Below are 11,208 nucleotides of genomic sequence, written 5' to 3'. Positions count from 1 at the left end.
TGTGCCTGCTGTTCTCGCGGGCGTTCTGGTGCAGTGTGTGGTGGATGCAGGTGGGGTCGTGGACTTGCGTCACAGCGCGGTCGTAGGGGTTCAGGATGCAGACAGAGCTTGTTTTGCCGCAGTAACCAGACCATCGATGTCGAATTGTGCGGCTTCAATGGCGGGCTCCCATCCGCACTCGCGGAGTGTCGCGCTGGTGACCGGCCCAATCGATAGAGCCTGCGATTTCGCGGGAGGCACTCGCAGCCCAGCTTTTTCAAGTAGCGCCACGAAGTTCTTTACCGTCGAAGAACTGGTAAACGTAACAGCATCTGGTACAGACTTCGGATCACCGAAAAGTGTGCGGACGCGTGCATCCGATCCCGCGGGAATCAGCGTCTGGTAGGCATCCACTATATCCACCTGGGCGCCAAGACTCGCCAGACTCTCGGGAAGAACATCGCGGGCGACACTGGCCCTTGCCAGTAGAATTCTCGCACCGGGCGCGGCCTGCTTCAGAGCTTCGACCACCGATTCCGCCACATACTTCTCCGGAACAATATCGACATTGATTCCCTGCTCCCGCATGGCCTTGGCGGTAGCCGAGCCGATGGCGACTGTCTTCAGCCCCCTCTCGCTCGACAGATCAATCGGAATCAAGCTGGCTCTGGCAGCCAGCACGCGAACCGTATTGGCACTGGTTACGATCAGCCACTGATACAAATCAAGCTGCCGCAGTGCGTCATCAAGCGGCTGGTAGGATGCGGGCGGAGCGATTTCAATCAGCGGCAGTTCGATGACTTCTGCGCCGAGCGCACGCAATGCCTCGGCCAATCGTCCGGCCTGTTGCTGTGCGCGGGTCACGACGATGCGCCTGCCTGCAAGCAGACCGGCCGTCGCGTTCATCTCGCGGTACCCACACTGGCCAGTATCTCCGCGGCTCCCATGCCCAGCAACGCCTCTGCCAACTGCGTTCCAAGGGCGTTCGCATTCTCCCCGTGTGCCTCGGCACGAAGCACCAGGTTGCCATCCGGCTGGGCCACCGCTCCGCGGATACGATAGCTGCTTCTCTCCTGCGTGCAGTAGACGCCTATCGGAACCTGGCATCCGCCGCCCAGTGCATTCAGAGCGGCTCGCTCGGCGGTTACCGCGAAGCGTGTCCCGGAGTCATCGAGAAATCGAACAACTTCATGCGTCCTGGTATCGTTGCTGCGGCACTCGATTGCCAGGGCGCCTTGCCCTGCTGCCGGGCATACGAGGTCCGCATCGAACCGTTCGCGTATCCATTCGGTCTTGCCCAGCCGCTCCAGGCCTGCCGAGGCCAGAACTACGGCCTGCACCTGCCCCTCGGCCAACTTGCGCAGACGCGTATCCACATTCCCGCGGAACTCGACATACTCTAGATCCGGCCGCGTAGCCCGCAGTTGGGCCTGGCGGCGAAGGCTGCTGGTTCCTACCTGCGCGCCGCTCGGAAGATCGGTAAAGTGAGCATAGTCCACCGACACCAGGGCATCGCGTGGGTCCACCCGTGGCGGAATGGCGGCAATTGAAAATCCAGCGGGCAATTCCGTTGGCAGGTCCTTCAGGCTGTGCACAGCCAGATCGATCCTGTCCTCTGCGAGGGCTTCTTCGATCTCTTTGGTAAACATTCCCTTGGAGCCCACCTGGGCAAAGGTCACGCTCTGCATCTGATCGCCCGTGGTGCGGATGATCTCAATAGAAACTTCCTGCCCTGCCCCACGCAAGGCGTCCGCGATATGGTTGGCCTGCCACAAGGCAAGCTGCGAACCACGTGAGCCAATGCGTATCACGCGCGCTCCTTTGCCGGAGATACAGCGCCCACGGCTGCGACATGGTCTTCTTCAATCTCGGTCTTTCTGATGATCTCCTGCACGGGAGCGGACTTCGGAAGAGGTGGCTCCTGTGCGCTCGAGGAAGACTCACCGCCCGTTGCCGCAGGAAACAGCCCGCAAATGGTGTCCACGGTCGTGACATCGCCTGCGCGAGCTGCGGTCTTCAGCGCCTGCAGCGGCAGGTGGAGCATCTTGTTCATCATGCCCCGGGTGAGTGCCTCCACCGCCGCCAGTTGCTCGGGCGTCAGCGACTGAAGGCGCGCATGTGCGCGATGCAGTTCCATCTGGCGAATCTCCTCGGCGGAGTGTTGAATCCCTACGATGGCAGGCACTACGTTCAGCGATTGCAGCTTCACCTGATAGCGCTCGACCTCGCCAGCCACGATGCTTTCGGCGTTCTCCGCCTCGCGGGTGCGCTCTGCCAGGTGCGAAGCCGCGACCGACTGCAGGTCATCGATGTCATAGACAAAGATGCCTTCAATCCGGTTCATGCCGGGATCCACATCCCGAGGCACGGCAATATCGATGAAGAACATCGGCCGGTTGCGCCGCTTTTGCATGAACCGCTGCCCATGCTCCTTGCGGAAGATGGGGTGAGGTGCTCCGGTGGAGGTGATTATGATATCCGCCTGGTCCGCCGTAGAGTGCAGGTCGTCGAGCGGAATGGGCCGTCCGTGGAACTCCTTCGCAACGCGCACCGCCCGTTCGTACGTGCGGTTCGCCACAAAGATGGTTCCGGCGCCCTGCTGCTGCAGGTGGCGCGCCGCCAGTTCGCTCATCTTGCCTGCTCCGACAAGCAGCACGGTCTTGCCATCGAGCGAGCCAAAGATTTTCTGCGCCAGTTCTACCGCTACCGACGCGATTGAGACCGAGGAGCTGCCTATCTGAGTCTCGGAACGCACCTTCTTGGCTACGGTAAAGGCGCTTTGGAGAAGCTTCTCCAGATTCGACTGCACCGCGCCCACCGAGCGCGCAACCGTGTACGACTCCTTTACCTGGCCAAGAATCTGCGGCTCGCCTACGACCATGGAATCCAGGCTGGCCGCAACCCGGAAGAGATGGCGCACGGCTTCCTGCTCCCGGTACTCGTAGATATGCGGACGCAACAAAGACGGATCGATGTCGAGATACTGGTTCAGAAAGTGCAGCAGGTCCGCTCCGGATTCCTGACAGGTAAGGATCTCCACGCGATTGCAGGTGGAGAGGATCATCCCCTCGTCGATACCGGCGGTGGCCACCAGTCGCTCGGTCGCCTCGGCAAGGCGGTGAGCAGGGATGGCGAGCTGTTCGCGTAATTCGATCGGGGCCGTCTTATGGTTCACCCCGAGCAGAACAATATTTTTGCCAGCGCTCATGGGGTCGTAAACCTGTGGAACGAGCTGACCTGATTGGCCGCCCAGACGCTGAGCATGACCAGAAAGACCAGGCTGGAGAGATAGACCGCGCGGCGACCGCGCAATCCCTTGCTCCTGCGAATAAACAGCAGCACGACAAACAGCAGCCACATCCCGAACGACAGCAGCACCTTGGGGTCGCGGAAATAGGCCGATCCCATGCTGGCTTGTGCAATCAGCGACCCGGCCAGTAATCCTATGGTCATAGCGTGGAATCCGACCAGCAGTGTGCGGTGGGCAATCTGGTCAATAGTTTCGAGGGGTGGCAGCCAAGGCAGAAACTCTGCCTTTTGCTTTCTCTTGCTCTTGATGCGACGCTCCTGCAACAGATACAGCAAGCTGGCCACCAGGCTGAAGATCAGCCCGGCATAGGCGGCAAGAACCGCGGCAATGTGTACGAAGACCCACCCGTTACGGATCAGGGGCGACGTGAAGGTGTATTTGTCCGGCCCAATGGCGGGAATCAGCACCAGCAGAAACACCAGCGGCAGGGCGAACATACCGAAGGTAACCGTGCGATAGAGCAGAGCGATCAGAAGAAAAGCCAGCATAATCAGCAAAGCCAGCATCGACTGAACTTCATGCATCCCCGTCGGAACCCAGTGGTGGGCGGCGTTCATCATTTCCATCAGGGAGACGAAGTGGAAGAAAAATCCTCCAATGGCCGCCCCCAGACAGACCTTGTTCCACCTGGGCCGTCCATAGAGCACAGCTGGCAGGGCAGCCAGACTTGCCAGTCCATACAATGCGGTAGCGACCCTGAGCCAGATGAGGAACATTGCATTAACCTTAGGAGATTACCCGTTAGTATACAGTGATCTAGGTCACACTCGCCCGCATCTCTCCTCACAACACCTGAACAGGTATTGGGGCACAATTGCAGACCGCTCTAAAAAGCTGCGCGCTCAGACCTGCGGCTACCAGAGACCACTACTTTCATCCTACCCAACTTGGACTCCTTTGGCTGCATTGGATTGCTTTCCTGGCCTCTACTTTCCGCATCTCTGTCCATAAACAGTGTTGGCACCACCCAGGTTGGGCAAGGATACGCCAATTTCTGTGGCCTAAAAACTCCACCTACAGGAGATGCCTCATGGATGATCACTCCGAAGAAATGAAGAAAGATCAGTCGATGATGTTTGAATGCGGCGCGACGAAATGCCCTGGCAAAGGTTTCTTTTGCGCTGCTTTTACCTCGATGCTCGCCTCCGTGGCGCTGAAGATCGCCGGCAAGGATCATATGTCGCTCTTTATTGGTCAATGGGCTGCTCCACTTCTGATTCTGGCAACCTATAAGGAGATGGTGAAGCAGCACGCTTCGAATAGCCCTAAAATGCCCGAAACCGGAGACGGTGGCGGCATTTAACTGGCCTTAGGACTTCGCGGCAAATTTCTGGGCTACACGCCAGCATGCCGTTCGCGGTATGCTGGCATTTCCAGTGCCTGAAGAAAATTCAACCCCGGTGACAAACGAGTCCTCTGCCCCTGCCGCGCTAGCGCTTACCCCATTCATGCGCCAGTACATGGGGGCCAAGGCGTTAAATCCTGACGCCCTGCTGTTTTTCCGCATGGGCGACTTCTACGAACTCTTTTTTGATGACGCGCAAACCGCTTCCCGCGAGTTGCAGATTACGCTTACGGCCCGCGACCGCGAACGGTCTGTGCCCATGTGCGGGGTTCCGTATCATGCCGCCGAATCCTACATCTCGCGGCTGCTCCGCAAGGGCTATCGTGTCGCCATCTGCGAGCAGATGGAAGATCCGAAGCTGACGAAGAAGATCGTCCGGCGCGAGGTGATTCGCGTGCTCACCCCGGGGACTGCGATGGATCCCACTCTCGGATCGGATCGCAACAATTTCCTGGGAGCGCTGCATTCCGACGGGCAGACCGCCGCCGTCGCCCTGCTGGATGTATCCACGGGCGACTTTCGAGCGGCTGAGTTCAGCGGTGCGAGTGCGATGGCTCTGGCTATCGATGAGCTCACCAAGGTCCAGCCCAGCGAACTGCTGGTTGCCACCAACCAGCCGCTGCTCGACTCCATGGATGGCGATGAGACGCGGGGGCTGGAGCGCATCCCTACCCGTACCAGGCTCGACGACTGGGTCTTTTCCGCCGAGTATGCGATTCCCCTGCTCGAACGGCAGTTGGGAGCGCACTCCCTCGATGGCTTTGGACTGACGGGTCACGCGACCGCAGCCACCGCAGCCGGCGCCGTCCTGCATTATGTGCGCAGCACGCAGCAACTCGACGCCGGGCACGTCGATAGCATCCGCTTCTATGAGCGCTCGGAATTTCTTCAGCTCGATCAGGTCACGGTACGCAATCTGGAGTTAACCGAGACACTCTTCTCCGACTCCTCGCAGGAGACGACCCTCTTCCATACATTGGATTGCTGCCTGACCCCGATGGGCAAACGGCTTCTGCGAGCCTCGATTCTGCGGCCTCTGCTGGATCGCCATCAGATCGAGCGCCGGTATGAGGCGGTGGAGGAGCTTTACGCGGATCTGGTTCGCCGCGAAGGGGTACGGCGCACGCTGTCCGGCATTCTCGATCTGGAGCGGTTGCTGGCGCGCATCTCGCTGGACAGCGCCGGCCCACGCGACCTGCTGGCCCTGGGGAATTCTCTGGCGCACCTGCCGCAGGTTAAGCAGGCGGTCTCCGGCCTGGCCGCGGCGAAGTGGCACGACTGTGCCGACCGGCTGGACACGCTGGAAGACATCTCCGAAAAGATTCTAGCCACCCTGCTGCCAGAGCCGCCTCTGACGCTGGCTGAGGGCGGAGTCATCGCTGCGGGGGTGGACGAGGAACTGGATTCGCTGCGCAGTGTGAGCCAGAGCGGCAAGCAATCCATTGCCGCGATTGAGGAGCGCGAGCGGACGCGAACCGGGATTAGCTCCCTGAAGGTTCGCTTTAACTCCGTCTTCGGTTACTACATCGAAATCACCAAGTCGAATCTCTCCGCTGTCCCGGATGACTATGAGCGAAAGCAGACACTGGTCAACGCCGAGCGCTTTACCACGCCTGAGCTGAAGGACTACGAAGTTCGCGTCCTTACCGCGCATGAGCGTGCTATCGAAATCGAAAAGCGCATCTTTGCACAGCTTCGCGCTACGGTTCTCGCAGCCGCCAGTCGAATCCGGCGTACAAGCGCGATCGTCGCGGAGATCGATCTGTTGGCTGATTTCGCGCACCTGGCCGCGCTGCACCACTATGTTCGTCCGCAGATAGAAGAGGCATTGATCCTTGAGGCAATCGGCGCGCGCCATCCCGTGGTAGAGCGACTGATGGAGACTGGAGGCGAAGGCCGCTTCATCCCCAATGACCTCTATCTCGACACGGAGGGCCCCAGCCTGCTGCTCATCACCGGGCCAAACATGGGCGGAAAATCGACCTATTTAAGGCAGGCGGCGCTCCTGGTGATCATGGCGCAGATGGGCTGCTTTGTTCCTGCGGAGCGGCTGCGGCTGGGACTGGTGGACCGCATCTACACACGCATCGGTGCTAGCGACAATGTGGCCCGCGGCCGATCCACCTTTATGGTCGAGATGACGGAGACGGCCAACATCCTGAACACCGCGACGCGGCGCTCCCTGATTCTGCTGGACGAGATGGGGCGAGGCACCGCCACGTTTGACGGGCTCTCGCTGGCCTGGGCTACGGTGGAGTTCCTGCATGCCGAGATAGGCGCGCGCACGCTATTTGCCACGCATTACCACGAACTCACTATGCTGGCCGAACAGCTTCCCCGCTTGAAGAACCTGCGCGTGACGGTGAAGGAGACTTCCAAGGGAATCATCTTCCTCCACACCATTGAACCGGGGGCTGCGAGCAAGAGTTATGGAATCGAAGTTGCGCGGCTTGCCGGACTCCCCTCCCCGGTGCTGGAGAGGGCGAGGCAGGTGCTGCGGCAGCATGAGCGCTCCGAACGCCGTAACGTTGCGGTAGAAACCGAAGCGCCTCTGCAGATGACGATGTTTACTCCCCTCTCCCAGCGGATCGTCGACCGGCTGGAGCAGACCGAGATCAATTCCCTCACGCCGCTTCAGGCGCTCAACCTGCTGGAAGAGCTGAAGAACGAGATTCAGGGCTCGCGCACGGAGAAGGCATAACCATGGCGGCCAGGACTCTGCGGCAACTGGTGGGAGAACTTCTGATTGTTGGCGTTGAGGGCACACAGCTAACCCCGGTGGAACGCGCCTGGATCAAGCTTCTGCAGCCCGGCGGAGTCATCCTCTTTCGCAGAAACATCGAGGATGTTTCTCAGACACGAGATTTGCTGGCGTCGGTGTCTGAGTTGTCCTCAGCCTCCGCCATTCGCTGCGTCGATGTCGAGGGAGGGCTGGTGGATCGCCTGCGGGATGTGATCGCGCCGATGCCGTCGGCCTCAGCCGTTGCGGCCACCGGGTCCAAGGTTATGGCGGAGCGTCACGGCGAGCTGATTGGCCGCGAGGTCCGCGCATTGGGCTTCAATACAACACTCGCTCCAGTCCTAGACCTGGCATTGCCGGCATCCGCTGCGGTCATGCAAACGAGAACCACGTCACCTGATCCCGCAGAGGTTGCCACGTATGCGGCGGCGTTTCTCAAGGGGCTCAGGAAGTCAGGCGCCATCGGATGCGGCAAGCACTTCCCGGGGCTGGGCGGCGGCACGCTGGATTCCCACCAGGCAACGCCCAGCATCCTGCGAAGCTGGGACGAGTTATGGTCCGAGGACATGCTTCCCTATCGCGAGCTCGCGAGTGCTCTGCCGATGGTGATGGTCTCCCATGCGAGCTATCCTGCGACGAAGGGCGCTCCCGTACCTGCTTCGGTGTCGAAATACTGGATCACGGATATACTTCGGAAAAAGATTGGCTACCGGGGATTGATTCTCTCGGACGACATGGAGATGGGCGGGATACTCAGCCACGCCTCGATAGAAGAGGCAGCCGTCTCCGCCGTGCTGGCAGGGACCGATCGCATTGAGATATGCCACAGTCCAGCGCTCATCCTTCGCGCCTTTGAATCGTTGCTCACGGAGGCAGAGCGATCCGCGGCATTTCGTCGGCGCATATCGAACACAGCGAGCAGGCTCGCCCGGTGGAAGCGTAAATTCGTAGCAAAGGTTGCACCACAACTGAACGTCGCACGCATGGAGCGCCTGCGCCAGGAGACGAAACGTTTTACGGCGGAAGTGGAGGAAGCAGGCGCACGGAGGCAGGGATGAGGCGCACGCAAGCAGAATCTGCAGACAAGCCGATGATCGTTGCCGGCGTGATGAGCGGCACTTCGGCAGACGGGGTCGATGTTGCGCTCGTCCGTATCCGGCCGAAGGGTGCAGGCCCAGACCTTGAGCTGGACCTGAAGCTCATCGCGCACGTATCGTTTCCCTTTTCCACCGCTCTTCGCCGCAGCGTGCTGGACGCCATGGATGCTCGTTCGACCACAACCGCCGAGCTGGCGCGGCTCAACTGGCGGCTCGGCATCACCTATGCGGAGGCGGTTCGAAGCACGCTGGCAGAGCACCCTGTAAAGCTGCAACTCATCGGGTGCCATGGGCAAACGGTCTATCACCAGGCCAAACCCGAACGCTATGCCGGGCGAACCTTCGCCTGCACCTGGCAGATTGGAGAGATGGCACTGCTGGCGCGAGAGATGCGGGTTCCTGTCGTCTCGAATTTTCGCCCGGCGGATATGGCGGCGGGAGGACAGGGCGCTCCGTTGGTTCCGCTGCTGGACTACGTTCTCTTCCGCGATGCAAAACGAGGCCGCGTACTGCAGAATCTGGGCGGAATTGGCAACCTTACTGCAGTGCCCCGCTCTGCCGGGATTTCTCAGGTGCTCGCCTTTGATACGGGTCCGGCGAACATGGTCATCGATGCGGTAACGCAGCTTCTCTTTCAGCAGTCCTTCGATCGCGGCGGACACATCGCGGCCCGGGGGCGTGTGCTGGAGGAGGTTCTTACTCCATTGCTGCGCCAGCCATTCTTTTCCGCCGCTCCGCCGAAGACCGCAGGACGCGAGGAGTTTGGCTCAGAGTACGCCAGAAAATTTGCTGCGCTCTGTTCTCGCGCCAGCACGCAGCCGGAAGACGCGGTTGCCACGGCTACTGCGCTCACCGCCCGCAGCATCGGGCTGGCCTATGAGAGATTTGTCCAGCCGCTTATGCAGGGAGCAGCGGTAGACTATGTGCTCTCCGGTGGAGGCTCGCAGAATGCGACGCTGGTGGAGATGCTCCGCGCAACACTGGAGCCGCTTCACTGCCGGATCATGACCAGCGACGATCTCGGACTGCCCTCTCAAGCGAAGGAGGCAACCGCGTTCGCACTGCTTGCGTGGCAGACATGGCATCACAGGCCGGGCAACGTTCCATCGGCCACGGGAGCCACTGAAGCTGCTTTGCTGGGGCAGATCACCTATGCATAACCGGAAGCGGCTGGCAGCAGGCTTTGCGCTCGTTGCCCTCGGCCCGCTCGCCTTGAGCCTGACAGGCTGCAAACAACCCGCCCCGCTGCCCAACACCGTGACGATGCTGATCGAGAGCAGTCCCGCGAATCTCGATCCACGCATCGGTACCGACGGTCAATCCGAACACATCGATGCGCTGATTTTTGATGCGCTGGTTCGGCGCGATGAACACTTCAACGTCCAGCCGTGGCTGGCAGAGCGCTGGGAGACTCCCAACCCGCAGACGTACATCTTTCATCTGCATAGCGGCGTTCATTTCCACGATGGGCGTCTGCTTACGGCGCGGGATGTGAAATGGACGCTGGACACCATTCTGCATGGCCCGATCATTACCGCCAAGGCCGGCGCTTTCCAGAACATCGAGAGCGTTGAGGCTCCGGACGCAACCACCGTCATCGTGCGGCTGAAGAAGCCCGATGCAGCCCTGCTGTGGAATCTATCGGATGGCGCAATCGGCATTGTGCCCGAAGGCAGCGGGCGCGAGTTTGGCCAGCATCCGGTGGGCAGCGGTCCCTATCGTTTTGTCAGAATGGAGCAGGACAAAGAGGTCGTACTCGAGCGCAGTTCCACTTCGTGGCAGCCACAGCCGAATATCGAGCACATCCGCTTTGCCGTAGTGCCGGATGCCATTACCCGTGCGCTGGAAATGGAAAAGGGTTCCGCCGATGTCTGCATCAATGCGCTAACGGCAGACATGACCAATGCACTGATGAAACGGCCCGATCTTGTCGTGGAGACGAAGCCGGGAACGGTCCTGAATTACATCTCCTTCAATGTCAGCGATCCTGCGTTGCGCGATGTGCGCGTACGGCAGGCGATCGCGTATGCGATCAATCGCCCTCTTATCATTCACTCACTGTGGAGGGACCGTGCGCGATCAGCCGAAAGCCTGTTGCCACCCGACCATTGGGCCTGGTCGCCCAACCTTCCGCACTACGATTACGATCCGCAACATGCCAACTCTATTCTGGATGAGGCTGGCCTCAAGAGAGGGCCGGACGGAGTTCGTTTTCATCTGACGCTGAAGACCTCGACCGATGAAACTAGCCGCTTACTGGCGATGATTCTGCAACAGGAACTGCGACAGATCGGAATCGAGCTTGAAGTACGCAGCTTTGAGTTTGCCAGCTTTTATGCAGACATCACCCGAGGCGCATTCCAGGTGTATACGCTGCGCTGGCAGGGCGGCAATGAAGACCCGGATATCTTCCGCTATGCGTACCACACCGCCAGCCTTCCGCCCCACGGTGCGAATCGCGGCCGCTATCTGAATCCCGCACTCGACCAGTTGTTGAACGATGCGGCCAAAGTCAGTGACCAGAACCAGCGCCGCAGGGATTACGAGCAGGCCCAGCAGATCCTTGCCAGGGATCTCCCATCGATCAACCTCTGGTATCTGGACACCGTGATGATTCACAATCGAAGGCTGGAAGATCTGCAACCCTCCAGCTCCGGCAACTTTGACTTCCTAAGAACTGCAAAGCTTCGTCCATAAGCTCTCGCAAGCAACGCCTGGTGTGCGAACCAGCAAACCG

At 60.1% G+C, this 11,208-nt stretch carries 9 protein-coding genes; 5 read left to right on the top strand and 4 right to left on the bottom strand.

Going from position 1 to position 11,208, the window contains the following annotated elements; all coding sequences use genetic code 11:
- Nucleotides 1–90: 90 nt before the first annotated feature.
- The 4 genes from VM554_01455 to ccsA are packed head-to-tail and all read right to left on the bottom strand — an operon-like array spanning nucleotide 91 to nucleotide 4,005.
- The gene (locus VM554_01455; protein ID HVJ07028.1) at nucleotides 91–885 is read right to left on the bottom strand and encodes a uroporphyrinogen-III synthase; all 795 of its coding nucleotides are present in this window, start codon (nucleotides 883–885) and stop codon (nucleotides 91–93) included.
- On the bottom strand, nucleotides 882–1,790 hold the full coding sequence (gene hemC, locus VM554_01450) for a hydroxymethylbilane synthase (protein HVJ07027.1): 909 nt from the start codon (nucleotides 1,788–1,790) through the stop codon (nucleotides 882–884). The genes VM554_01455 and hemC overlap by 4 nt, the downstream gene beginning before the upstream one ends.
- Nucleotides 1,787–3,187 (bottom strand): glutamyl-tRNA reductase, encoded by a 1,401-nt coding sequence (hemA, locus tag VM554_01445; protein HVJ07026.1) that lies wholly within the window; start codon nucleotides 3,185–3,187, stop codon nucleotides 1,787–1,789. Before hemA ends, hemC begins: the two co-directional genes overlap by 4 nt.
- Nucleotides 3,184–4,005, bottom strand: coding sequence for a cytochrome c biogenesis protein CcsA (ccsA, locus tag VM554_01440; GenBank protein ID HVJ07025.1), 822 nt, complete (start codon nucleotides 4,003–4,005; stop codon nucleotides 3,184–3,186). The genes hemA and ccsA overlap by 4 nt, the downstream gene beginning before the upstream one ends.
- 314 nt (nucleotides 4,006–4,319) lie before the next feature.
- Here ccsA and VM554_01435 point away from each other — a divergent pair, with 314 nt between their 5' ends.
- Genes VM554_01435 through VM554_01415 form a run of 5 tightly spaced genes read left to right on the top strand, consistent with a single transcriptional unit; the run spans nucleotide 4,320 to nucleotide 11,168 of the window.
- Nucleotides 4,320–4,592: a hypothetical protein gene (locus tag VM554_01435; protein ID HVJ07024.1), complete on the top strand. Its 273-nt coding sequence runs from the start codon at nucleotides 4,320–4,322 to the stop codon at nucleotides 4,590–4,592.
- A gap of 58 nt (nucleotides 4,593–4,650) precedes the next feature.
- Nucleotides 4,651–7,335, top strand: a complete 2,685-nt coding sequence (mutS, locus tag VM554_01430) for a DNA mismatch repair protein MutS (protein HVJ07023.1) — start codon at nucleotides 4,651–4,653, stop codon at nucleotides 7,333–7,335.
- A gap of 2 nt (nucleotides 7,336–7,337) precedes the next feature.
- Nucleotides 7,338–8,432, top strand: a complete 1,095-nt coding sequence (nagZ, locus tag VM554_01425) for a beta-N-acetylhexosaminidase (protein ID HVJ07022.1) — start codon at nucleotides 7,338–7,340, stop codon at nucleotides 8,430–8,432.
- Nucleotides 8,429–9,631, top strand: coding sequence for an anhydro-N-acetylmuramic acid kinase (locus VM554_01420; GenBank protein ID HVJ07021.1), 1,203 nt, complete (start codon nucleotides 8,429–8,431; stop codon nucleotides 9,629–9,631). The genes nagZ and VM554_01420 overlap by 4 nt, the downstream gene beginning before the upstream one ends.
- Entirely contained in the window at nucleotides 9,624–11,168 is a 1,545-nt protein-coding gene (locus VM554_01415; GenBank protein HVJ07020.1) for an ABC transporter substrate-binding protein, read from the top strand. The genes VM554_01420 and VM554_01415 overlap by 8 nt, the downstream gene beginning before the upstream one ends.
- Nucleotides 11,169–11,208: the final 40 nt, after the last annotated feature.

Origin of the sequence: Acidisarcina sp. (genome assembly GCA_035539175.1) — a bacterium.
Lineage (GTDB): Bacteria > Acidobacteriota > Terriglobia > Terriglobales > Acidobacteriaceae > JANXZS01.
The sequence above is the reverse complement of the archived record's forward strand: the minus strand, read 5'-3'. Positions and strand labels throughout refer to the sequence as shown.

What these genes read in the sequence shown, in the direction of transcription:
- VM554_01455 (HVJ07028.1), bottom strand. Translation starts at nt 885, where the DNA reads ATGAACGCGACGGCCGGTCTGCTTGCAGGCAGGCGCATCGTCGTGACC.
- hemA (HVJ07026.1), bottom strand. Translation starts at nt 3,187, where the DNA reads ATGAGCGCTGGCAAAAATATTGTTCTGCTCGGGGTGAACCATAAGACG.
- ccsA (HVJ07025.1), bottom strand. Translation starts at nt 4,005, where the DNA reads ATGTTCCTCATCTGGCTCAGGGTCGCTACCGCATTGTATGGACTGGCA.
- VM554_01435 (HVJ07024.1), top strand. Translation starts at nt 4,320, where the DNA reads ATGGATGATCACTCCGAAGAAATGAAGAAAGATCAGTCGATGATGTTT.
- mutS (HVJ07023.1), top strand. Translation starts at nt 4,651, where the DNA reads ATGCTGGCATTTCCAGTGCCTGAAGAAAATTCAACCCCGGTGACAAAC.
- nagZ (HVJ07022.1), top strand. Translation starts at nt 7,338, where the DNA reads ATGGCGGCCAGGACTCTGCGGCAACTGGTGGGAGAACTTCTGATTGTT.
- VM554_01420 (HVJ07021.1), top strand. Translation starts at nt 8,429, where the DNA reads ATGAGGCGCACGCAAGCAGAATCTGCAGACAAGCCGATGATCGTTGCC.
- VM554_01415 (HVJ07020.1), top strand. Translation starts at nt 9,624, where the DNA reads ATGCATAACCGGAAGCGGCTGGCAGCAGGCTTTGCGCTCGTTGCCCTC.